This is a genomic window from Nocardioides sp. NPDC092400 (assembly GCF_040684155.1).
Taxonomy (GTDB): domain Bacteria; phylum Actinomycetota; class Actinomycetes; order Propionibacteriales; family Nocardioidaceae; genus Nocardioides.
In genome coordinates this window covers 533,411-555,432 of sequence record NZ_JBFBFJ010000001.1, presented here as the reverse complement: position 1 = coordinate 555,432, position 22,022 = coordinate 533,411, and the positions used below count along the sequence as shown (strand labels likewise).

The window sequence follows — 22,022 nt, the reverse complement described above, 5'->3', positions numbered from 1 at the left end:
GACCGCGCGCCGTCCTCCCGTGGAGGCACGCCGCGCGTCGGTGTGTCAGGTGTGGCGGGTGTGGTCGGGCGCGTCGGCGAGGTTCAACATCCCAGGTTTACTTGGGATGTTGACGCTTCCCTGCTGTTGCAACACCAAAGAACCTTCAACATCCCACGTTCACTTGGGATGTTGCAGGTCCCAGGAGCCCCACGAGTCACACGAGCCCCAGGGCCGGGCGCGGGCGCGGCTCAGAGGGTGAGCTGCGGGAACCAGATCGCGATCTCGCGGGCGGCGGACTCGGGCGAGTCGGAGCCGTGGACGAGGTTCTCGCGGTTGGAGAGCGACAGGTCGCCGCGGATGGTGCCGGGGGCGGCCTTGCGGCCGTCGGTGGCGCCGTTGAGGGCGCGGACGACCTCGATCGCGCTGTCGCCCTCGAGGACCAGGGCGACCAGCGGGCCGCTGGTGACGAAGTCGCGCAGCGGCGGGTAGAAGTCGCGCTCGACGTGCTCGGCGTAGTGCTCGTCGGCCTTAGCAGCGTCGATGTGCCGCAGCTCCATCGCGACGATCGAGAGGCCCTTGGCCTCGAACCGGGACAGGACCTCGCCGACCAGGCCACGGCGGACGGTGTCGGGCTTGAAGAGGACGAGGGTGCGCTCGGTCATGGCACGGACCCTATCGAGCCGCCAGGTCGCGCACACGGGCAGCCACGTCCTCGGGTACCGGTCCGTCCGCCTCTGGCGCCGGCACCACCGCCCCGGCCACGCGCCGCAGCGGCACGTGACCGGCCCAGGTGCCCGCCGCGACGTCCTCGGCGTCGTCATTGGGACCGCCCGCGCGCGCCTTCATCGACGCCTCGTGCAGGGGTACGGCGAGCACGGCGGTCGCCGCGAGCTCCTTGCGCGTGCTGGGGCGCAGGGTCGCCGCCCGACCGGGGACCATCTGGTCGACGACGAGGTCCAGGGCGCGGGCGCGTTCGGCCTCGTCCTCCACCAGGCGGGCGGTGCCGATGACGACGGCCGAGCGGTAGTTCATCGAGTGGTGGAAGGCCGACCGGGCGGTGACCAGCCCGTCCAGCTCGGTGACGGTCACGCAGACCGTGGAGCCGACGGCGGCCCCCAGCCAGACCGAGGCCACCGAGCCGTGCACGTAGAGCGAGCCGCCCTCGTCCGGGCCGGCCGGGTCCACGGCGTACGCGCAGGGCAGCACGAGCGGGTGGTCCCCCACGACGACCCCGACGTGTGCCACCAGCCCGTCGGCGAAGAGGTCGTGCAGGCGCTCGCGGGCGTCCACGACGCGCTCCCTCCCGCGCCGGACGGTCGTGCGGGCGGTCGGGGACAGCGGGGCGGCGTTCGTCGTCACTGCTCCAGGATGCCCGCGAAGTGGCCTAGACTCAGCAGCCACTTCGGCACGAATGAGGCAGGCCATTGGCACGGACGCTCGCCGTCGTCCTCGACCGCGCTGACCACCGCACCCTCGGCGCCCAGCTCGCCGACGAGGTACGTCGCCAGGTCGGTGACGGGCGGCTGCCGGTCGGGACGCGCCTGCCCAGCACGCGCGCGCTCGCGGCGGACCTCGGCGTCGCCCGCGCGGTGGCCGAGCGCGCCTACGCCCAGCTCGTCGCCGAGGGCTGGCTGGAGGGCCGTCACGGCGCCGGGACGTTCGTCGCCGGGGGCACCGGTCTCGCTCCCCCGCCGCGCCGCCGCCCGGCTCCCGCGTCCGCCGGCTCGCCGCTCGTCCGGCTGGGCACGGGCACGCCCTGGATCGACCCGCGGTACGCCGACGCGTGGCGGCGTGCGTGGCGCGACGTGGGTGCGGCCCGCCCGCCCGAGGGCTACGACGACCCGCGCGGCCTGCCGGCGCTGCGGGTCGAGCTCGCCGCCCGCCTCGCGCGCACCCGCGGCCTCGACGTCGAGCCCGACGACGTGCGCATCACGACGGGGACGGGTGACGGCCTGCGCCACGTCCTCGCCGCCCTGCCGCCGGGCGCCGTGGGCGTGGAGGACCCCGGCTACCGCTCCGCGGCCGCGGTCGCGGAGCTGCTCGGCCGGACCGTGGTGGACCTGCCGGCCGCCGACCCCGCCGGCTGGGACCTCACCGGGCTCGCGGCGGCGTACGTCACGCCCGCCCACCAGCACCCGCTCGGCCACACGATGCCGGGCCAGGCGCGGGTCGCCCTGCTCGCTGCGGCCCGGGACGCCGGCGCGCTCGTCGTCGAGGACGACTACGACTCCGAGTTCCGCTACGACGTGGCGCCCGTGCCCGCCCTCGCGAGCCTGGACCGGGAGCGGGTCGCCTACCTCGGGACGGCGAGCAAGACCGTCGCCCCGAGCATGCGGATGGGGTGGCTGGTCGCACCGCCGGCGGTGCTCGACCGGGTCGACCGGACGCGGGAGGTGACCCACGACGCCGCGGCGTGGCCGGTGCAGCGGGCCTTCCTCTCCCTGCTGCGCGAGGGGTACGTCGAGCGGGTCGTCCGCTCCGCCCGGCGCCGCTACGCCCAGCGCGCGGAGCTCGTCGCCACCGCGCTCGAGCCGTACGGCGACCTGGCCGGGCCGGTCGCCGGGATGTACGCCACGCTCCGCCTCGACGAGGCCGACGCGCTGCGGGCGCACGCGGCCGCGCGGGCCGCCGGGTTCGACGTGCCGCTGCTGGCCGACCACTGCCGCAGCGCCGGCCTGCACGGGCTCGTCGTCGGGTTCGGCGGGTGCACCGACCAGCAGCTGGCGCGGGCGCTGCGCGCCCTCACGACCGCGCTGGCGTGAGGCCGGGGCCTCAGGCCTCGGGGGTCGTCCCGGGCGCGGGCGTGCCCTGCTCGGCGGCGAAGGCGGCGTACGCCTCGGCGCGCTCCCGCTCGATCTTGCGGCCGAGGAGGTCGGCGGTCCCCCACAGCAGCGCGAAGATGCCGCCGAGGACGAACATGATCGGGACGACGAAGCCGAGCGCGACCGCGGCCAGCTGCACCGCCCACCCGGCGCCGTACGCCCAGGGCTTGCGGAGCATCCCCGAGAGCAGCAGGCACACGACCATCAGGCCGAGCCCGATCGAGAGCGCGACGCCGGTGTCGACGTCGGCCACCGAGATCATCACCGGCGTGGTCAGGCCCAGGGCGATCGCCTCGAGGCAGAGGATCGCCGCGCACATGCCGCGTCGCGGCGAGCGCTGCTCGGGGTTGCTCATCGGGCTCCTCCCAGCAGCGTGCGCGCCTCGCCGACGGTCACGACGGAGCCGGTGACCAGCACGGCGCCGGACCCCAGCGGGCTGCCGACCGCCTCGCCCGCCTCGGCCAGCGCGGCCGCGGCGTCGATGGCGTCCGCGAGGCGGGGCGAGACCGAGACCCGGTCCTCGCCGTAGATGCCGCGGGCGACCTCGGCCAGCTCCTCGGCGGGCATCGCCCGGTCGGTGCCGTTCTGGGTGCAGACGACGTGGGCCAGCGAGGGCTCGAAGGCCGCGAGCAGGCCCTCGGCGTCCTTGTCGGCCATCACCCCGACGACCCCGATCAGCGGGGAGAAGGTGAAGGAGTCCTCGATCGCCGCGGCCGTGGCCTCGGCGCCGGCGGGGTTGTGCGCGGCGTCGAGCAGGACCGTGGGCGAGCGCCGCACGACCTCGAGCCGGCCGGGCGAGGTCACCTCGGCGAACGCCGCCCGGACGAGGTCCTCGTCGAGCGGCTGGCCCTCGTCGCCCCCGGCGAGGAACGCCTCGACCGCGGCCAGCGCGACCGCGGCGTTCTGCGCCTGGTGCGCGCCGTGGAGGGGCAGGAAGACGTCGTCGTAGCGGCCGCGCAGCCCCTGCAGCGAGACCAGCTGGCCCCCGACGCCTGGCACCCGGGAGACCACGCCGAACTCCAGGCCCTCGCGGGCCACCGTCGCGCCGACCTCGGCCGCGCGCTCGAGCAGCACCGCCGCTGCCTCCGGCGGCTGCTGGGCGAGGACCACCTGCGCGCCGGGCTTGATGATCCCGGCCTTCTCCTGGGCGATCGCGGCGACCGACCCGCCGAGGTAGCGGGTGTGGTCGATGGCGATCGGCGTCACCACGGCGACCGCGCCGTCGGCGACGTTGGTGGCGTCCCACGTGCCGCCCATGCCCACCTCGACGATCGCGACCTCGACCGGGGCGTCGGCGAACGCGGCGTACGCCATGCCGACGACGGTCTCGAAGAACGACAGCGGGTGCGGCTGGTCCTCGTCGACCAGGTGGGTGTACGGCGCGACGTCGTTGAACGCGGCCACGAACGCCTCGTCGTCCAGCGGCTCGCCGTCGATGCTGATCCGCTCGTTCATCCGCTCGACGTGCGGGCTGGTGAACCGACCGGTGCGCAGCTCGAGCCCGCGCAGCAGGGCGTCGACCATCCGCGAGGTCGAGGTCTTGCCGTTGGTGCCGGTCAGGTGGATGACCGGGTAGGCGGCCTGCGGGTCGCCGAGCAGCTCGGTGAAGGCGCGGATGCGGTCGAGGGACGGCTCGAGCCGGGTCTCGGGCCACCGGGACAGGAGCGCGTCCTCCACCTCGGCGAAGGTCTCGGCGAGGCGGGGGGCGTCGGGGGCGGTCGAGTCGGTCATCGTCCCCGAGTCTAGGGAGCCCGGAACCGGTGACAGGAACTGGAACGCGTTCTAGGTTGGCCGCATGCGCACCACGGTCGCCGTCGTGAACGGCCCAGGACAGGACTTCGCCCTCGAGGAGGTCGAGCTCGAGGGGCCGCGCGCCGACGAGGTGCTCGTCCGGGTCGTGGCGACCGGGCTCTGCCACACCGACGTCACGATGGCCTCCATGCTGCCGGCCGAGATGTACCCCCACGTGTTCGGGCACGAGGGAGCCGGCGTCGTCGAGGCGGTCGGCCCCGACGTCGCCGGGATCGAGGTGGGCGACCACGTGGTCCTCTCCTTCCGCTCCTGCCGGCAGTGCGACCGCTGCCGGGCCGGCGAGGTCGGCTACTGCGAGTCCTCGCTGCTGCTCAACTACATGGGCATGCGGATGGACGGCTCGACGGCGTACTCCCGCGACTCCGGCCCGGTCTTCTCCCACTTCTTCGGGCAGTCCTCCTTCTCCCGGCACGCCCTCGCGTACGCCGACAACTGCGTGGTGGTCGACCGGGAGCTCGACCTCACCCGGGTCGCGCCGTACGGCTGCGGCTTCCAGACCGGCGCCGGCACCGTGCTCAACGTCCTGCGGCCCGGGCCCGGGGACAGCCTGGTGGTGTGGGGCGCGGGCGCCGTCGGGCTGGCCGCGGTCGCCGCGGCGGCGACGACCGGCACCGGCACGGTCGTGGCCGTCGACCTGGTCGCCGACCGGCTCGAGCGGGCCGCCGCGCTCGGCGCGGTCACCGTCGACCCCTCGACGCCGGGCGAGCAACCGGTCGTCGACCGGGTCAAGGAGCTCACCGGCGGCGGGGCGACGTACGGCATCGACACCACCGCGGTGCCGGCCGTGGTCAAGCAGGCCCAGCAGGCGCTCGGCGTCCGGGGTGAGCTCGTCGTGCTCGGCCTCGGCGCCGAGGAGTACCAGCTCGACGCGATCGACATGCTGCAGAACGGCAAGGTCGTCAAGGGCTCGATCGAGGGCGACTCGGACCCCCAGGAGATGGTGCCGCGGCTGATCGCGATGAACGCCGCGGGCAGCTTCCCCGTCGACGACTGGATCCGCACCTACTCCTTCGAGGACATCGGCACCGCGGTGGCCGACCTGCACGACGGCAGGGTCGTCAAGGCCGTCCTGGTCTGGTGAGTCAGCGCACCAGCAGGTTGACGGTCTCCGCGACTGGGCGGTAGCCGATCGCGGCGTAGACCCGGTTCGACGTCGGGTTGGCCTGGTCGGTGTAGAGGCAGGCGCGGTCCCCCGCCTCGAGCACCCGCCGGGTCACCTGCGCGACGGCGGCGCGCGCGTACCCGTGGCCGCGGTGCCCGCGCAGGGTGAAGACCGGGCCGACCCGGACCACGCCGTACGCCGGCTCGCTGTGCGCCGTCAGGTGCACCACCTCACCGTCCGCGGACTCCCACAACCACAGCAGCCCCCGCTCCACCCGGGCCGCCATCCCCTCCGCGGTCTCGCCGTCCATCGGGTGCGCACCCTCGCGACCGCCCTGCTCGGCCGCGTCGAGCGCGAACGCCTCGAACCACGCCAGGCACAGCGGTACGTCGCCGGGCGTCGCGGCCCGCAGGCGGCCCGCGGCCGCGTGGTCGACGAGACCGTCGAGCGCCGGCAGCTCCCACAGCCGCAGGTGCTCCTCGACGACGACCCGACCGCCGGTGAGCCCGGCCAGCTCGTCCGCGACGACCCGCGCCGCGGGCAGCGAGCCGTTGACCGCGTCGAGCCGCTCGCCGCGCTCGTGCAGCACGCGCGCGAGCGTCCGTGCCGCGGGCGCCGGCATGGGCAGGACGTACGCGGGGTGCGGCGCGAACGGCGCCGTGCGCATCGCGGCACCGACGACGGTCCCGTCGGCATCGCGGACCACCGCCCACCAGCGCGGGTGACGCCCCGGCGGCGGCACCCCGCGCGCGTCGTCGTCGGCCGCCCGCCGCGTCACCGTGGCCACCACGGTGGTCACGACGGGGTCGGCCGCCAGGTGCTCACCGGCCTCGACGAGGAAGGCGGCCGGGTCGGTCGTGATCGTGACGCGGTGGTGGGGATCCGGCTCGGGCATGCCGGGGAGGGTATGCACCCGTGCCCGGCGAACGGCAACCGGTTTCCGCAGGTCGGAGCGGCCGAACTAGGCTTCGCCCATGACCGAGACCCCTCAGCAGCAGGCCCCCGACACGCCGAGCGCCCCTCGCGCGCTCGCCGTACCGGAGAAGCCCGCGTTGGAGGGGCTCGAGCAGAAGTGGGCCGAGCACTGGAAGACCGAGCAGACCTACGCCTTCGACCGCACCCAGCCGCGGGAGAACGTCTTCTCGATCGACACCCCGCCCCCGACCGTCAGCGGCAGCCTGCACGTCGGCCACGTCTTCTCCTACACCCACACCGACGTCGTCGCGCGCTTCCAGCGGATGCGCGGCAAGTCGGTCTTCTACCCGATGGGCTGGGACGACAACGGCCTGCCCACCGAGCGCCGGGTGCAGAACTACTTCGGTGTGCGCTGCGACCCCTCGCTGCCCTACGACCCCGACTTCACCCCGCCGGAGAAGCCGGACCCGAAGAAGCAGGTGCCGATCAGCCGGCCCAACTTCGTCGCCCTGTGCGAGCGGCTGGTCGAGCAGGACGAGCAGGTCTTCGAGTCGCTGTGGCGCACCCTCGGCCTCTCGGTCGACTGGGACCAGCATTACACGACCATCGGCCCCAAGGCGCAGACCGCCAGCCAGCGCGCCTTCCTGCGCAACTTCGCCCGTGGGGAGGCCTACCTCCAGGAGGCGCCGACCCTCTGGGACGTCACCTTCCAGACTGCCGTCGCGCAGGCCGAGCTCGAGGCGCGCGAGTACGCCGGCGCCTACCACCGCGTGGCCTTCCACCAGGCCGACGGCACTGCCGTCCACATCGAGACGACCCGGCCCGAGCTGATCCCGGCCGTCGTCGCCCTGATCGCGCACCCCGACGACGAGCGCTACCAGCCGCTGTTCGGCACGACCGTCGCCTCGCCGGTCTTCGGCGTCCAGGTGCCGGTCCTCCCCCACCCGGCCGCGGAGATGGACAAGGGCGCGGGCATCGCCATGTGCTGCACCTTCGGCGACCTCACCGACGTGCAGTGGTGGCGCGAGCTGCAGCTGCCCGTCCGCACCGTCATCGGTCGCGACGGCCGCCTGCTCCGCGAGACCCCGGAGTGGCTCGCGGCCGCGCCGGCCGCGGCGGCGTACGAGCGCCTCGCGGGGAAGACGACGTTCTCCGCCCGTGAGGAGATGGTCGGGCTGCTCCGCGAGAGCGGCGACCTCGACGGCGACCCGAAGCCCACCCAGCGGATGACGAACTTCTTCGAGAAGGGCGACAAGCCGCTCGAGATCGTCGCGACGCGGCAGTGGTACATCCGCAACGGCGGTCGCGACGCCGGCCTGCGCGACGAGCTGGTCGCCCGCGGGTCGGAGATCACCTGGGTCCCCACCCACATGAAGCACCGCTACGACAACTGGGTCGGCGGCCTGAACGGCGACTGGCTGATCTCGCGCCAGCGCTTCTTCGGCATCCCGTTCCCGGTCTGGTACCCGCTGGACGACCAGGGCGAGCCCGACTACGACCACCCGCTGCTGCCCAGCGAGGCCGAGCTCCCGGTCGACCCCTCGACCGACGCTCCGCGCGGGTACGGCGAGGACCAGCGCGGCCGCGCCGGCGGGTTCATCGGCGACCCCGATGTGATGGACACCTGGGCCACCTCCTCCCTCACCCCGCAGATCGCCGGCGGCTGGGAGGACGACCCCGACCTCTTCGAGCGGGTCTTCCCGATGGACCTGGCCACCCAGGCCCACGACATCATCCGCACCTGGCTGTTCTCCCGGGTCGTGCGCGCCCACTTCGAGCAGGGCGTCACCCCGTGGACCCACGCGCTGATCTCCGGCTTCGTGGTCGACCCCGACCGCAAGAAGATGTCGAAGTCCAAGGGCAACGTCGTGGTCCCCACCGAGATCCTCGACAAGTTCGGCGCGGACGCCGTCCGCTGGCGGGCCGCCATGTCGCGGCCCGGGCTGGACTCGCCGTTCGACGAGAGCCAGATGAAGGTCGGCCGCCGGCTGGCGATGAAGGTCCTCAACGCCTCGAAGTTCGTCCTCGGCGGCGTCGGCGCCACCGAGCTCAACGCCTTCGAGGTCTCCGAGCCGGTCGACTGCGCGCTGCTCGCCCGCCTGGCCAACGTGGTCACCCGTGCCACGGACGCGTTCGAGGCCTACGACTACACGACCGCCCTCGAGGCCGTGGAGAAGTTCTTCTGGGAGTTCTGCGACGACTACCTCGAGCTGGTCAAGGAGCGCGCGTACGACGAGGACGGCGGCCCCGCCACCGCCTCGGCGCGCGCGACCCTCGCGCTGGCCCTCGAGGTGCAGCTGCGCCTGCTCGCGCCGTTCCTCCCCTACGTCACCGAGGAGGTCTGGTCGTGGTGGCGCCCCCGCGGCGACGACCACGGCTCGATCCACCGTGCGCCGTGGCCGACCGAGCTGGACCTCGGCTCCGCCGCGGCCGCCGACCCGAGCACCGTCGACGCCGTCGCCTCCGCGCTCGCGGGCATCCGCGGCGCCAAGTCCCAGGCGAAGGTCTCCATGCGTGCCGAGCTCTCCCGCGTGGAGGTGACCGGGCCGGAGGCGCTGGTCCGCGCGGCCGAGGTCGCCGCGGACGACCTGCGCCGCAGCGGCAAGGTCGTCGGTGACCTGGTCTTCACCGTGGACGGCTCGACCACCGAGCTGTCCGTCGCCGCCGAGCTCGCGCCGGTCGCCGAGGCCTGAGCGGGCCCGCAGCCGCTGGGCTGCCCGCCGGCCGGCCCCGTCAGGGGGTCGGCGACCCGGTGGGCTGCCCGGTGGGATGCCCGGTGGGCTGCTCGACCGGCCGTTCCGCGCCGCCGCTCGGACCGGGCGACCCGGTCGGTGACCCCGTGGGCGTGGGGTCGGGCGACGTGGTCGGTGACGGGCTCGGCTGACCGCTGGGCGAGGGCTCCGTCGGGCTGGGCTCCTCCGAGGGGCCGGCGGTGGGCGCGAGCTCGGTCGGTGGCGCCTGCTCCCCCGGGCCGGACGCCGGGGGCTGGGCAGCACCGCTGCCCAGGAACGCCGCGAGCCCCGGGATCACGTCGATGAGGCCGGGCGGCATGCCGTCGGCGGCGATGGCCGGCACGTCGCCCTCCGAGGGGCGCTCGGACGGACCACCGGCGCCGCTGGTGGGGGTCGTCGGGGTCGGCGCGCCCGCGGGCGCGCCGGAGGACGGCGGGGGCGACGGGGCGACCGCGCGCGGCACCTGGACCGAGGGGGTGCTCGTGGCCGCGACCGTGTCGCTCGTGCGGCCGGCCCGGTCGCCGTGCAGCGACTGGGCGGCGACGGCACCGGCGACCACCGTCACGATGACGAAGGCCGCGAGGGGCGCCTGGTGCTGGGTGGCCACGGCTCTTCCCTTCCTGCCCGATCAGGAGTACTGCGGTCGACGAGCACGAGTGTCCCCCACCTCGAGTGTGCGCGCCGCATCCGCGCAGCGGAATGGCCCGATCGGGCCACGCCGGGGGGCCATCGGACACCTGACCGGTGGCCGGTCAGCCGGTCGCCCAGCCGGTCGACGGACCGCGCCTGCCGGGCCGGGGTCGGACCCCGGCCCGGCGGCTCAGGCCGACTTCTTCTTCTTGGTCTCGACCTCGCGCGGGACGAGGGTGGGCGCCGCCACACCCTCGACGACGTCACCGGTCAGGACGACCTTGGCGATGTCGCCGCGGGAGGGCACGTCGTACATCACGTGGAGGAGGACCTCCTCGATGATCGCCCGCAGGCCACGCGCACCGGTGCCCCGCTCGAGCGCCTTGTCGGCGATCGCGGCGATGGCGTCCTCGGTGAACTCCAGGTCGACGCCGTCGAGCTCGAAGAGCTTCTGGTACTGCTTGACCAGCGCGTTGCGCGGCTCGGTCAGGATCTGCACCAGCGCCTCCTGGTCGAGCTTGTTGACGCTCGCGATCAGGGGCAGGCGGCCGATGAACTCGGGGATCAGGCCGAACTTGGTGAGGTCCTCGGGGCGGACCTGCTGGAGCAGGTCGTCGGCCTCGCGCTCGGCCTGGCCGCGGACGTCGGCGGTGAAGCCCAGGGTCTTCTTGCCCACCCGCTGCTCGATGATGTGCTCGAGCCCGGCGAAGGCGCCGCCGACCACGAACAGGATGTTCGTGGTGTCGATCTGGATGAACTCCTGGTGCGGGTGCTTGCGGCCGCCCTGCGGCGGGACCGAGGCGGTCGTGCCCTCGATGATCTTCAGCAGCGCCTGCTGGACGCCCTCGCCGGAGACGTCCCGGGTGATCGACGGGTTCTCGGCCTTGCGGGCCACCTTGTCGATCTCGTCGATGTAGATGATCCCCGTCTCGGCCTTCTTGACGTCGTAGTCGGCGGCCTGGATCAGTTTGAGCAGGATGTTCTCGACGTCCTCACCGACGTACCCGGCCTCGGTGAGCGCGGTGGCGTCGGCGATCGCGAAGGGGACGTTCAGCATCCGCGCGAGGGTCTGGGCGAGGTAGGTCTTGCCGCAGCCGGTGGGTCCGATCACGAGGATGTTGGACTTCGCGACCTCGACGACCTCCTCCTTGCTGTGCTTGCCCGCGACGGGCTGGAGGCCGGCCTGCACGCGCTTGTAGTGGTTGTACACCGCCACCGCGAGCGACTTCTTGGCCTGCTCCTGGCCGATCACGTAGGAGTTGAGGAACTCGAAGATCTCCTTGGGCTTGGGCAGCTCCTCGAGGCTGACCTCGGCGCCCTCGCTGAGCTCCTCCTCGATGATCTCGTTGCACAGGTCGATGCACTCGTCGCAGATGTAGACCCCGGGGCCCGCGATGAGCTTCTTGACCTGCTTCTGGCTCTTTCCGCAGAAGGAACACTTCAGCAGGTCGCCACCGTCACCGATACGCGCCACGGTCGGTCATCCTCCTCAACAGTGCTGAAACTCAGGAGACGGTACCCCGTGCCGGCCCCGCGAGGGGGCCGACACGGGGGACGCGTCAGGACGGCAGGAGCGCCGGGGTCGCCTTGCGGGACTCGACCACGGTGTCGATCAGGCCGTACTCGAGGGCCTGGTCGGCGGTGAGGATCTTGTCGCGCTCGATGTCGCGGCTGACCTGCTCCATGTCCTTGCCGGAGTGGGTGCTGATCATCCGCTCGAGCAGCTCGCGCATCCGCAGGATCTCGTTGGCCTGGATCTCGATGTCCGAGGTCTGGCCGAACGTGCCCTCGGTGTAGGGCTGGTGGATGAGGATCCGGCTGTTCGGGAGCGCGAGGCGCTTGCCCTTGGTGCCGGCGGCGAGCAGGATCGCGGCGGCCGAGGCGGCCTGCCCGATGCACACGGTCTGCACGTCGGGCTTGATGAAGTTCATCGTGTCGTAGATCGCCGTCAGCGCGGTGAACGAGCCACCGGGGCTGTTGATGTAGATCTGCACGTCCTGGTCGGGGTTCATCGACTCCAGGCACATCAGCTGCGCGATGACGGCGTTCGCGACGTCGTCGGAGATCGGCGTGCCGAGGTAGATGATCCGGTCCTCGAAGAGCTTCGCGTAGGGGTCGATGCGGCGGAACCCGTAGGAGGTCCGCTCTTCCCACTGCGGGATGTAGTAGTTCATGTTGTTCAGTCCTTCTGGTGGGCCGGGCGGCCGTCGTCGGCTGCCTCGCGGGCGGACTTGACGACCTGGTCGACGAGGCCGTACTCCTTGGCCTGGTCGGCGGTGAACCAGCGGTCGCGGTCGGCGTCGGCCTCGACCTGCTCGCGCGACTGGCCGGTGTGCTCGGCGATGAGGTCGAGCAGGACCTGCTTGATGTGCAGCGACTGCTGCGCCTGGATCTTGATGTCGGAGGCGGAGCCGCCCATGCCCGAGGAGGGCTGGTGCATCATGATCCGCGCGTGCGGCAGGGCGTAGCGCTTGCCCTTGGTGCCGGCGCAGAGCAGGAACTGGCCCATCGAGGCGGCCAGGCCCATGCCGACCGTCGCGACGTCGTTGGGGATGTAGTTCATGGTGTCGTAGATCGCCATGCCGGCGTCCACGGAACCACCCGGGCTGTTGATGTGCAGGAAGATGTCGGCCTCGGGGTCCTCGGCCGAGAGCAGCAGCAGCTGGGCGCAGATCGCGTTGGCGTTCTGGTCGCGGACCTCCGAGCCGAGGAACACGATCCGCTCGCGCAGCAGACGCTGGTAGATGTGGTCGTCGAGGACGTTCAGGCCTGCGCCGCCGTTCATCTCAGGGGCGCCGGAGAGGCTGGGGTTCTGGGTCACGTCGTCGACCCTAGCCCGCTGTCCCGACACTTCCACGGGTTCTCCCCCGCTGTTCGCCGACAGCGGATTTCGTCCCGCCGCGGGCGGGTTCGCGCCGCGGTCGGCGCGCGGGGCCGGTCACCCCTCGGCGGCCGTCCGGAGCCGCTCGACGGTGCGCGCCATGCCCTGCTCCAGCTCGTCGGCGTGCGCCGCGGAGCCGCCCAGGGCGAGCGGTGCGAAGACCGCGCTCACCCGCGTGAGGCGCCGCGGCACGGGGCGCCGGTGGACCACGCGCGTCGCGCGTCCCTGCGGCCCCTCCGGGGACAGCTCCCAGACCCAGCGCGCACCGCTGGACGTGGTCAGCCAGGCGAGCCGCAGGCCCGGGAGGAGCTCGTCGACGACGTTGCGGGTCGGCCACACGGCCAGGCCGCGGCGGTTCACCCCGAGGTACCACTGCCCCACCCGCAGGCCGCCCGGCTTCAGCGGCACCATGCGCACCAGCTCCGGGCTCCACTCCCCCATCCGCGAGAGGTCGGTGAGCAGGGCCCACACGTGGGCGGGCGGTGCGTCGACGACGGCCTCGGCGCGCAGCTCGCGGTCCGGGGCGCCGGCGGGGGTTGCGGCAGGGGTTCCGGCGGCGGTCACGGCAGCCATCGTTCCATGGCGCGGTGGACCTCGGGGTGGTTGAGCAGCCCGAAGTGGTCGGTGCGTCCGACGTGCAGCACCTCGCCGCCCGGGAAGAGCGTGCGCCCCCGCCGGTCGCGGCCGTACGCCGACCGCGGCCGCACGAGCAGGTCGCCGCCGACGTCACCCACCGGGTGCCGCTGGGACCGGGTCAGGGTCGCCGCGACGAGCCGGTAGCGGGCGTGCGGCAGCGGCGGCACGTCGTGGGCGAGGCCCGCCACCAGGTCGTGGACGCCGACGGAGCGCCAGTCCAGGACACGGCCGAAGGCAGCGGTCTCCGGCAGCACGCCGAGGCCCCGGCTGCCGTGGCCGATGCCGCGCGCGATGGGGGCGCCGAGGTGCGGGGTGCCCAGCGTGACCACGTCGCCGACCCGGTCGGTCCACGGCGCCGCGGCCTCCGTGGCCACCGCGCCGGCGGCGCGCACGACGAGCCCGCCCAGGGAGTGCCCGACCAGGGCCACCCGGTCGACCTCGACCGGCCACCCGTCCACCAGGCGCTGGAGCAGCGCGGACAGCGCCACGCCGTTCTCGCGCAGGCCCAGCCCGGTGTTGGCGCGCAGGAAGACCGGTGTCCACCCGCGGGCGGCCAGCGCCTCGCCGTACGTCGTCCCGGTGCGCTCGCGCCAGCGGTCCCAGTACGACTCGTTCTCGCACAGGCCGTGCAGGAACACGACGACCTTCCCGGTCGCCGCGGGGAACGCCGCGCCCAGGTCGTCGAGGGGCACGTCGGCCCCGTCCCGGCGCACCGCCATGGGGATCGCCATCTGCGGGCGCTCGCGCAGCAGCCGGTCGCCGATCAGCCCGTTGACCGCGGAGCTGACGAAGCGGCCCCGGGGGCCGTCCTCCAGCCGGGGTCCGACGCCGGTGGCCGCGGCGCGGTCCAGGCCGACCGAGGCGGCGCGCAGGCTCGCCGAGACGCCGGCGTACACCGCTCCGGCGATCCCGCGGTGGACCCGCTCCGGGACGCTCGAGGCGCCGCCCGTGACCCGCCGCGTGACGCCGTGGACACGGTCGGCCCATGCGTCGTGGGTGTCGCGCGCGCTGCGCACGACCAGCTCGTCGGCGACCTCGCTCAGCAGCGACAGCGCGTCGAGGTAGGTGGGACCGGAGGTCGGGGCGAGGGGCACGAGATCGACGATACCCGCCCGAGTGCACACATGTGCACCGATACGGGTCCACTGTTCTCCCGCGGGGCGGGCCCCGCGCGTGTTGGATGTGTCCGGTGCGCACCCCTCCTGCCCCAGAGCCGCGCCCGGCCAGCCCTCGCCCCGCGGCGGTCGGCCGCCTGCTGCAGCCCGGTCGGGTGCGGCACGAGGACATCGAGGCCCGGGTCGGCCGACGCGACGGCGCGACGGTCGGCAGGGATCACGTGCGGGTGGCTCCCCTGCTCCACGTGTCGGACCTCCGCGGGAGGCGGACCGTCGCAGTCGGCCACGTGACGCTGGTCGTCGCCGAGGACGGCGGGGTGGCGTTCGACGTGGCGGCGGACTCCCTCTGGGTCCACGACGACGAGACGGGCGCGTTCGACGAGCTCCCGTGGGAGCGTGCCGACCACCTCGTCGCGGAGATCGGCGCCCTGCTGGCCGACGTTCCCGCGACCGCGCCCGCCGACCAGCGGGTGGCGGCGTGCGCGAAGACGGTCTGCGAGTCCTCCCGGAACGCGGTCGCGGACCTGCGCGAGTTCCGGTACGAGCTCGAGCTGGCCCTCGCGCGCAACAGCCTGGACGCGACCGGCGCCGGTCGGCAGGTCAAGGTCGTCGCCGCCCTCCTCCAGCTCGACATCATCGCGGGTCGAGCGGCGGACCAGGCCCGGGAGGCGGTCCGCGAGGGCCTGTGGCTCTACGTCGACGACGACGACGCCTACCACGCCCACCGCGCGCTCCATGACCCCTCGCTCGCCTCGGTCCGGCCCTCGGAGCAGACTTCCCTCTCCCGGCCGTGGATGCGGGTCCACGACGCCGCGGTCCGGCAGTGCACCGAGATGGGACGTCAGCTCGAGCAGGAGCACCTGGCGGTGTCGTCGCTCCTCGCCGCCGCCTCCAGCATCTCCGGCGCCCGGGAGGCCGAGGCGCAGGGACGCTTCAACGTGATGGTCGGCGTCGTGTCGATCTGCCTCGGCGTGCCGGCCCTCGTGCTGGGGCTCTACGGGGCGGACAGCGTGGTCCCCTTCGAGTCCTGGCGCCAGGTGTGGGCCTTCCTCCCGATCGCAGTCGTGCTCCTGGGCTCCCTCGCCATCGCGACGTTCTCGCCCGCGGGCAGCCCGGTGCGCCAGGGTCGCTGGCTGGTGGGGTCGCTGGTGCTCCTCGTGCTCACGCTGCTCGTCTTCGCGGGACTGGTCGTCCCCGCGACGGACGGCTGAGCCGCGCCCCTACGCGACGACGGCGCCCCTCCGCGGAGGAGGGGCGCCGTCGTCGGGTGTGCGTGGGGGTCAGTCCTCCTTGGAGGACTCCTCCTCGGCCGGGGCCTCGGCGGTCTCCTCGGTCGCGGCGTCGTCGCCGGTCTCCTCGGTGATCTCCATGATGGTGCCGTCGGGCTGCAGGTTCGTCAGCTCGACCACGTTGCCCGAGGCGTCCTTGACGACCGCGGTCTCCACGATCGTCGCGAGCGCCTTGCCGCGCAGGATCTCCTGCACGAGCTCGGGGATGTGGTTGTGCTCGAACATGTGGTTCGCGAACTCCTGCGGGTTCTGGCCCGACTGCTGGGCGCGCCGCACGAGGTGCTGGGAGAGCTCGTTCTGGTCGACGCCGAGCTCCTCCTTCTTCGCGATCTCGTCGAGGAGGAACTGCGCGGCGACCGCGTCGCGGACCCGGCGGTCGAGGTCGGCCTCGAACTCCTCCTGGGTCTGGCCCTCGTCCTCGAGGTACTTGTCCATCGTGATGCCGGCGAACGCGAGCTGCTGCTCGATGTTCTGGCGACGGGCGTTGAGCTCGTCGGCGACGATGCTCTCCGGCAGCGGCACCTCCACCTTCTCCAGCAGCGACTCGAGGACCGCGTCGCGGGCCTCGGCCGCCTGCTCCAGGCGCTTGCCACGGCCGAGCCGCTCGCGCACGTCGGCGGTGAGCTCGTCGATGGTGTCGAACTCCGAGGCGAGCTGGGCGAACTCGTCGTCGTACTCCGGCAGCTCCTGCTGCTGGACCTGGGTGACCTTGACCTGGACCTCGACCTCCTGGCCGACCAGGTCGCCGCCGACGAGGGCGGTGGTGAAGGTCTTCTCCTCGCCGGCGGCCATGCCGGTCAGGGCCTCGTCGAGCCCGTCGATCATGCCGCCACGGCCGACCTGGTAGCTCATGCCGCTGACCTCGGCGCCGTCGACGACCTCGCCGTCCTGGGTGGCGCGCAGGTCGAGCACGACGAAGTCGTCCTCGACCGCGGGGCGCTCGACGTCGACCAGGGTCGCGAAGCGCTCACGCAGGGCCTTGACCTGCTCCTCGACGTCCTCGTCGCTGATCTCGACGTCGTCCACGGAGGCCTCGAGGCCCTCGTAGGAGGGCAGCTCGATCTCGGGACGGATGTCGACCTCGGCGGTGAACTCGAGGGCCTCGTTGTCCTCGAACTTCGTGACCTCGATCTCCGGCTGCGCGAGCGGGCTCAGCGAGTTCTCCTCGAGCGCCGCGACGTACTTCTTGGGCAGCACGTCGTTGATCGCCTCGTCGAGGACGGCGCCGCGCCCGACCTGGCGGTCGATGACCATCGGGGGCACCTTGCCCCGGCGGAAGCCGGGGACGTTGATCTGCTGAGCGATCTTCTTGTACGCCGCGTCGAGGCTCGGCTTGAGCTCCTCGAAGGGCACCTCGACGGTCAGCTTGGCCCGGGTCGGGCTCAAGGTCTCGACGGCGCTCTTCACAGGTTGTCTCCTGTCAATCGTTGTCTCGGCTCACCGGTCGGTGAGGGTGGTGTGGTGCGTCGGGGCGACAGGACTCGAACCTGCGGTCTCCTGCTCCCAAAGCAGGCGCGCTAGCCACTACGCTACGCCCCGCCAAGAGGCCCGCCGGAGGTCCGGCCGGCTCCTGAGAGCGGATGACGGGAATCGAACCCGCGTAGCCAGTTTGGAAGACTGGGGCTCTACCATTGAGCTACATCCGCGCGCCGTCGTCAGGGCATGCGAGCACGCCTGAGTCCTGCTCGGGTCATCGTGCCACACCCCCGAGCGGCGCTCCCAAACGCCCTCCGCCCTCGCAGGGCTACGATCCGGCGGCGGAGGTCAGCGCCGGTTGACCACGACCATCGCCCGGTCGTCGTCGCGCGACCCGACCGCGGCCACGAGCCGGTCGGCCGCCCCGCGGAAGTCCCCGCGCAGAAGCCCCTCGGCCTCGCCGAGCATCCGGTCGATGCCGAGCTCGATGTCGCGCCGCGGCTCCTCGACCATGCCGTCGGTGTAGAGCAGGAGGGCGTCGCCGGCGCGGAGCACGCCCTCGGCGGCGAGGAAGTCGGCGTCGTCCATCAGGCCGAGGATCGGGCCCTCGCTGGTCAGCACCGACCAGCGCCCGCTGCCGGCGGCGCGGACGACGGCCGGGGGGTGGCCGGCGGTGCGGACGGCGTACGCGCCGGTGACCAGGTCGAGGGAGAGGTGCACGGCGGTGGCGAAGCCCTCCTCCCAGTCCTGCTGGAGCAGGTAGCCGTTGGCGGCGGGCAGGAACTGCTCGGGCGGCAGCGCGCCGAGCAGGCCGCCGAAGGCACCGGAGAGCATCAGCGCGCGCGTGCCGGCCTGCTCCCCCTTGCCCGAGACGTCGACGACGACGAGCTCGAGGCGGTCGGTGCCGTGCGGACGGATGGCGACGACGAAGTCCCCCGCGAACGGCGTCCCGCCCGCCGACCGCAGCGCGGTCTCGACCTGCCACTGCTCGGGCAGCCGCGGGACCCCGCCCTGGTTGAGGATCCGGTCGCGCAGGTCGACGAGCATCGACTCCCCCAGCAGGTTCGCGACACCGAGGCGCGAGCGGCGGAAGGAGGTGAGGAGCACGACGAACCCGAGCGCGAACTGCACGCCGACCGAGCCGACGATGCGCACCGTGATGTCCGGCTGGACCGCGAGCGAGAGGGTCAGCAGCAGCATCATCGTGATGACGAACCACGGCAGCGTGCGCGGGCCCAGCACCAGGCTGCCCAGCAGCAGCGGCAGCATCAGGGTGTTGAGCGGCATGTCGGCCGGGAACGCCGCCACCAGGCCGGTCAGGACGACCCCGAGCAGGACCAGCCCGAGGGCCCAGCGGTTCTCCAGCGGCACCCGCCGGCGGAGCACCGAGGCGTACCCGTGCCGGCGCACGCGGAGGCGCCGCGCGCCGTACGCAGCCGTCATGGTCGCCTCGCCGGGTGTCGTCGGGTGCCTGCCGGGCACCTGCGCGTCCAGCCGGTCCGGACCGTCTCCGCAGGTGGGAGCGGGTTCACTGTACGGCGCGGGAGCGGAACGTCGGCTGGCAACGCGGGCACCAGAACAGGTTGCGTCCCTGGAGCACCTCGGTGCGGACCTTCGCGCCGCACACGTGGCAGGGCTGGCCGTGGCGGCGGTAGACGTACACCTCGCCGCCGTGGTCGTCCTTGCGCGGCGGGCGGCCCATCGCCTCGGGCGTGTGCTCGGGCCGGACGGTGTCGATCCGGCCGGTGCGCACGCCCTCGGCCATCAGCACCACCAGGTCGTCCCACATCGCGCGCCACTGCGCCGGCCGCAGGGTGCTGCCCGGCCGCAGCGGGTGCATGCGGTGCCGGTAGAGCACCTCCGCGCGGTAGACGTTGCCGACGCCGGCGAGCACGGTCTGGTCCATCAGCAGGCCGCCGATGGGCGCCCGGCTGCGGCGGATGCGCTGCCAGGCCCGGTCGGGGTCGGCGTCGGGCCGGATCGGGTCGGGTCCGGACCGGTCGACGACCAGGTCCCGCTGGGCGAGGGTCACCAGCTCGCAGGTCGTGGCGCCGCGCAGGTCGGCGTACGCCGTGCCGTCGGTGCGCACGATGCGCATCCGGACCTGCCCGACCGGGTCGGGCACGTCCTCGACCCCGGTGTGCACGTCGAGCTTGCCGTAGAGGCCCAGGTGCACGTGGACGAAGCGGTCCCCGGGGAAGGCGACGAACAGGTGCTTGCCCCAGGCCTCTGCGCCCTCGAGCACCTGGCCGTCGACCAGCGCCGCGGACTCCGCGAACCGGCCCTGCGGGCTGCCGACGCGCACCGGGCTCCCGGCGAACGCGTCGGTGACCTCCAGCGCGAGCCGGTGGAGGGTGTGTCCCTCGGGCATCGCGGCCCGGTCAGCCCTGCTCGTGGCCGCGCGCCGACTCCGGCAGCGGCGGGAGCTCGCGGGTGGTCTCGTACGACGCCAGCTGGCCGATCCGGCGCACGTGGCGCTCGTCGCCGGTGAAGTCGGTGCCGAGGAAGACCTCGACGAAGCGGGTCATGTCCTCCAGGGAGTGCATCCGGCCGCCGACGGAGACGACGTTGGCGTCGTTGTGCTCCCGGGCCAGCACCGCGGTCTCCTCGGACCAGACCAGCGCGCAGCGGACGCCGATGACCTTGTTGGCCGCCATCTGCTCGCCGTTGCCCGAGCCGCCGACGACCACGCCGAGGGCCGGCGTACCGGCCGCCTGGTCCGCGGCGACGCCCTCGGCCGCCCGGAGGCAGAACACGGGGTAGTCGTCGAGGGCGTCGTGGACGAAGGGGCCGTGGTCGACCGGGTCGTGGCCGTGCTCGCGCAGCCAGGCCACCAGGTGGTCCTTGAGCTCGAGGCCGGCATGGTCGGAGCCGAGGTGCACGCGCATGGGCCCGATCCTCTCAGGGGACCTGCTGGCGCAGGAACCCGGCCACCTGGCCCATCAGGGCCTCGGCCGCCGGGAACACGGTGGGGTGGCGCCAGAAGCCGTGCAGCTGCCCCTGGTAGCGCGTGGCGACCACCTCGACCCCCTCCTCGGCCAGGCGGAGCGCGAGCTGCTCGCCCTCGTCGCGGAGCGGGTCGTGCTCGGCGGTCACCACCAGGGTCGGCGGCAGCGAGCCGAGCCGGTCCGAGCGCAGCGGCGCGAGGTCCGGGTGCTCGAGGTCGGCCGGCGCGGCGGCGTACTGCTCCCAGTACCAGGACGCCTCGCGGGGGTCGAAGCCGTCGGCGGCGGTCCGGTAGGAGTCCGCCCCGGCGGTGGGGTCGAGGAAGGGGTAGACCAGCACCGCTGCCGCGAAGACCCCGGGGTGGCGCAGCGCGGCGACCAGCGCGAGGTTGCCGCCGGCGCTGTCGCCGTGCGCGACGAACGGACCCGCCTCGTGCGCCTGCAGCCACCGCACCGCCGACGAGACGTCGTCCGGCGCGGCGGGGAAGCGGTGCTCGGGCGGGCGGCGGTAGTCGACGCTCAGCACCGACAGGCCGGTGCGGTTGGCCAGCCGCCGGGCCGAGGCGTCGTGGACCTCGACGTCGTGGAAGACGAAGCCGCCGCCGTGTGCGTGGAGGACGACGCCCGGGCGCGCGCCGGCCGGCCGGTAGAGCCGGCACGGGACGCCGTCGGCGTCGACGTCACGGACCTCCGCGACGTCCTCGCGGGGCTCGGCCATCGCCGTCGCCCGGGCCTGGGCCCGCTCGGCGTCGAGGTCGTGCTCGTCGGACCACACCGGCGGCCCCGACGGCTGCTCGAGTGCGCGACGGGACTCGGGGAACAGCACGGCGGCGTCCCGGTCAGCGCTGCATCAGCGCGTCGAGGCCGACGGCGATCGCCGCGGCGACGCGGAAGTCGACGCGCTGGTCGGGGACGTGCACGGTGTACTTGTCGCGCACCGAACCCTGCCGCTCGACGCCGAGCAGCGGCTGGCCGTCGGCGGAGACGAAGTCGAAGTGGATCGGCAGGAACGGGATGTCGGTGAACCGGCGGATCAGCGCGACCGCCTGGCTCCGCTCCTGCCCGGTCCCCTGGTAGCCGGGACCCTCCACGTGGAACGTCGAGCGCAGCAGGCTGGCGCCGAAGTCCTTGCGGAAGAACCCGATCTGCTGGCCCGCCTCGTCGGTGATGTCGTAGCCCGCGTTGAGGTCGATCTTTCTGCGCGCCTTGAACGCGAAGACCGGACGGCTCTTGGATGCGTCGCTGAAGAACGTCACCTGCTCCTTGAACGCCATCCGCTTCTGCTCCGCGAAGCCGTACATCTGGCCGAAGGACCCGTCGGGGTTCGCGGCGTACAGCTCGTAGCGGTTGGTCGTCATCGCGAACTTCTGCTTGACGAAGAAGGTCGGCAGGTACATCTCGGCGCTCATGCGCCGCAGCCTAGGGGCAGGCGACGCTCACGCGCCGCCGTTGTCGCCGCCCAGCGAGCCGGGCGAGGTCGGCTCCTCGTCGGCGGGAGCGCCGGTGGGTCCGTCGGCGCCCTCCTCGGCGAAGCTGACCGGGTGGCCCGAGCGCACGGCGTGGGCCACCTCCCGGACCCAGCGGTCGTCGTCGAGCGCCATGCCCGCCTGCGCCATCTCGCGGCGCAGGGTGTCCTCGACGTCGATCGAGGCGTCCTCGGTGTACGCCGTCGCGGTGGCGTCCACGGCGCGCTGGGTCGCCACGCGGAGCTGGGCCTCGTCGATGGGTTCGCTCGTCATGACCGA

General features: G+C 73.4%; 22 protein-coding genes and 2 tRNA genes. 4 read left to right on the top strand and 20 right to left on the bottom strand.

Annotated elements, in window-relative coordinates:
- Nucleotides 1-230: 230 nt before the first annotated feature.
- Together ndk and AB0N29_RS02760 are read right to left on the bottom strand one after the other, a co-directional pair.
- Nucleotides 231-644 (bottom strand): nucleoside-diphosphate kinase, encoded by a 414-nt coding sequence (ndk, locus tag AB0N29_RS02765; RefSeq protein ID WP_364863924.1) that lies wholly within the window; start codon nucleotides 642-644, stop codon nucleotides 231-233.
- Between the two features lie 10 nt (nucleotides 645-654).
- Nucleotides 655-1,341, bottom strand: a complete 687-nt coding sequence (locus tag AB0N29_RS02760) for a pyridoxamine 5'-phosphate oxidase family protein (protein WP_364863922.1) — start codon at nucleotides 1,339-1,341, stop codon at nucleotides 655-657.
- Nucleotides 1,342-1,406: 65 nt separating this feature from the next.
- Here AB0N29_RS02760 and AB0N29_RS02755 point away from each other — a divergent pair, with 65 nt between their 5' ends.
- Complete coding sequence (locus tag AB0N29_RS02755; RefSeq protein WP_364863920.1) at nucleotides 1,407-2,744, top strand: PLP-dependent aminotransferase family protein; 1,338 nt, start codon at nucleotides 1,407-1,409, stop codon at nucleotides 2,742-2,744.
- Nucleotides 2,745-2,754: 10 nt separating this feature from the next.
- Here the strand turns inward: AB0N29_RS02755 and AB0N29_RS02750 are convergent, their stop codons facing one another.
- Both AB0N29_RS02750 and AB0N29_RS02745 read right to left on the bottom strand, forming a co-directional pair.
- A complete protein-coding gene (locus AB0N29_RS02750) occupies nucleotides 2,755-3,159 on the bottom strand; it encodes a DUF4233 domain-containing protein (protein ID WP_364863919.1) in 405 nt (134 codons plus the stop codon).
- Nucleotides 3,156-4,535, bottom strand: coding sequence for a folylpolyglutamate synthase/dihydrofolate synthase family protein (locus tag AB0N29_RS02745; RefSeq protein ID WP_364863918.1), 1,380 nt, complete (start codon nucleotides 4,533-4,535; stop codon nucleotides 3,156-3,158). The genes AB0N29_RS02750 and AB0N29_RS02745 overlap by 4 nt, the downstream gene beginning before the upstream one ends.
- A 64-nt stretch (nucleotides 4,536-4,599) precedes the next feature.
- Between AB0N29_RS02745 and AB0N29_RS02740 the strand changes: the two genes are divergently transcribed.
- On the top strand, nucleotides 4,600-5,697 hold the full coding sequence (locus tag AB0N29_RS02740; protein ID WP_364863916.1) for an NAD(P)-dependent alcohol dehydrogenase: 1,098 nt from the start codon (nucleotides 4,600-4,602) through the stop codon (nucleotides 5,695-5,697).
- 1 nt (nucleotide 5,698) lies between these two features.
- Here AB0N29_RS02740 and AB0N29_RS02735 read toward each other — a convergent pair whose 3' ends face one another.
- Nucleotides 5,699-6,613, bottom strand: coding sequence for a GNAT family N-acetyltransferase (locus AB0N29_RS02735; protein WP_364863914.1), 915 nt, complete (start codon nucleotides 6,611-6,613; stop codon nucleotides 5,699-5,701).
- A 79-nt stretch (nucleotides 6,614-6,692) separates the two neighbouring features.
- Here AB0N29_RS02735 and valS point away from each other — a divergent pair, with 79 nt between their 5' ends.
- Entirely contained in the window at nucleotides 6,693-9,326 is a 2,634-nt protein-coding gene (valS, locus tag AB0N29_RS02730; RefSeq protein WP_302270379.1) for a valine--tRNA ligase, read from the top strand.
- 40 nt (nucleotides 9,327-9,366) lie between these two features.
- Here the strand turns inward: valS and AB0N29_RS02725 are convergent, their stop codons facing one another.
- The 6 genes from AB0N29_RS02725 to AB0N29_RS02700 all read right to left on the bottom strand — a co-directional run bounded on the left by AB0N29_RS02725 (nucleotide 9,367) and on the right by AB0N29_RS02700 (nucleotide 14,606).
- Nucleotides 9,367-9,972: a hypothetical protein gene (locus tag AB0N29_RS02725; protein WP_364863911.1), complete on the bottom strand. Its 606-nt coding sequence runs from the start codon at nucleotides 9,970-9,972 to the stop codon at nucleotides 9,367-9,369.
- 213 nt (nucleotides 9,973-10,185) lie between these two features.
- The gene (gene clpX, locus AB0N29_RS02720) at nucleotides 10,186-11,469 is read right to left on the bottom strand and encodes an ATP-dependent Clp protease ATP-binding subunit ClpX (protein WP_302270377.1); all 1,284 of its coding nucleotides are present in this window, start codon (nucleotides 11,467-11,469) and stop codon (nucleotides 10,186-10,188) included.
- 85 nt (nucleotides 11,470-11,554) lie between these two features.
- Nucleotides 11,555-12,169: an ATP-dependent Clp protease proteolytic subunit gene (locus AB0N29_RS02715; RefSeq protein WP_302270376.1), complete on the bottom strand. Its 615-nt coding sequence runs from the start codon at nucleotides 12,167-12,169 to the stop codon at nucleotides 11,555-11,557.
- A gap of 5 nt (nucleotides 12,170-12,174) precedes the next feature.
- Entirely contained in the window at nucleotides 12,175-12,780 is a 606-nt protein-coding gene (locus AB0N29_RS02710; protein WP_302271601.1) for an ATP-dependent Clp protease proteolytic subunit, read from the bottom strand.
- Between the two features lie 153 nt (nucleotides 12,781-12,933).
- The gene (locus AB0N29_RS02705) at nucleotides 12,934-13,440 is read right to left on the bottom strand and encodes an SRPBCC family protein (protein ID WP_302270375.1); all 507 of its coding nucleotides are present in this window, start codon (nucleotides 13,438-13,440) and stop codon (nucleotides 12,934-12,936) included.
- Complete coding sequence (locus AB0N29_RS02700; protein WP_364863907.1) at nucleotides 13,437-14,606, bottom strand: hypothetical protein; 1,170 nt, start codon at nucleotides 14,604-14,606, stop codon at nucleotides 13,437-13,439. Before AB0N29_RS02700 ends, AB0N29_RS02705 begins: the two co-directional genes overlap by 4 nt.
- Nucleotides 14,607-14,701: 95 nt before the next feature.
- Between AB0N29_RS02700 and AB0N29_RS02695 the strand changes: the two genes are divergently transcribed.
- On the top strand, nucleotides 14,702-15,838 hold the full coding sequence (locus tag AB0N29_RS02695) for a hypothetical protein (RefSeq protein ID WP_364863905.1): 1,137 nt from the start codon (nucleotides 14,702-14,704) through the stop codon (nucleotides 15,836-15,838).
- 69 nt (nucleotides 15,839-15,907) lie between these two features.
- Here the strand turns inward: AB0N29_RS02695 and tig are convergent, their stop codons facing one another.
- The 9 genes from tig to AB0N29_RS02650 form a co-directional block, all read right to left on the bottom strand.
- Entirely contained in the window at nucleotides 15,908-17,323 is a 1,416-nt protein-coding gene (tig, locus tag AB0N29_RS02690; protein ID WP_364863903.1) for a trigger factor, read from the bottom strand.
- A 59-nt stretch (nucleotides 17,324-17,382) separates the two neighbouring features.
- A tRNA-Pro gene (locus AB0N29_RS02685) sits at nucleotides 17,383-17,455 on the bottom strand.
- 36 nt (nucleotides 17,456-17,491) lie between these two features.
- Nucleotides 17,492-17,562: transfer RNA gene (locus AB0N29_RS02680), tRNA-Gly, on the bottom strand.
- A gap of 118 nt (nucleotides 17,563-17,680) precedes the next feature.
- Nucleotides 17,681-18,775, bottom strand: a complete 1,095-nt coding sequence (locus tag AB0N29_RS02675) for a PP2C family protein-serine/threonine phosphatase (protein WP_302270371.1) — start codon at nucleotides 18,773-18,775, stop codon at nucleotides 17,681-17,683.
- A gap of 85 nt (nucleotides 18,776-18,860) precedes the next feature.
- Nucleotides 18,861-19,703: a DNA-formamidopyrimidine glycosylase family protein gene (locus AB0N29_RS02670; protein ID WP_364863900.1), complete on the bottom strand. Its 843-nt coding sequence runs from the start codon at nucleotides 19,701-19,703 to the stop codon at nucleotides 18,861-18,863.
- Between the two features lie 10 nt (nucleotides 19,704-19,713).
- Nucleotides 19,714-20,220, bottom strand: a complete 507-nt coding sequence (locus tag AB0N29_RS02665) for a ribose-5-phosphate isomerase (protein ID WP_302270368.1) — start codon at nucleotides 20,218-20,220, stop codon at nucleotides 19,714-19,716.
- A gap of 13 nt (nucleotides 20,221-20,233) precedes the next feature.
- Nucleotides 20,234-21,103, bottom strand: a complete 870-nt coding sequence (locus AB0N29_RS02660) for an alpha/beta hydrolase (RefSeq protein ID WP_364863897.1) — start codon at nucleotides 21,101-21,103, stop codon at nucleotides 20,234-20,236.
- Nucleotides 21,104-21,116: 13 nt separating this feature from the next.
- Entirely contained in the window at nucleotides 21,117-21,686 is a 570-nt protein-coding gene (locus AB0N29_RS02655) for a hypothetical protein (RefSeq protein ID WP_364863895.1), read from the bottom strand.
- A gap of 27 nt (nucleotides 21,687-21,713) precedes the next feature.
- Nucleotides 21,714-22,016 carry a hypothetical protein gene (locus AB0N29_RS02650; RefSeq protein WP_364863893.1) on the bottom strand — a complete coding sequence of 101 codons (303 nt, stop codon included), beginning with the start codon at nucleotides 22,014-22,016 and terminating at the stop codon, nucleotides 21,714-21,716.
- Nucleotides 22,017-22,022 lie beyond the last annotated feature (6 nt).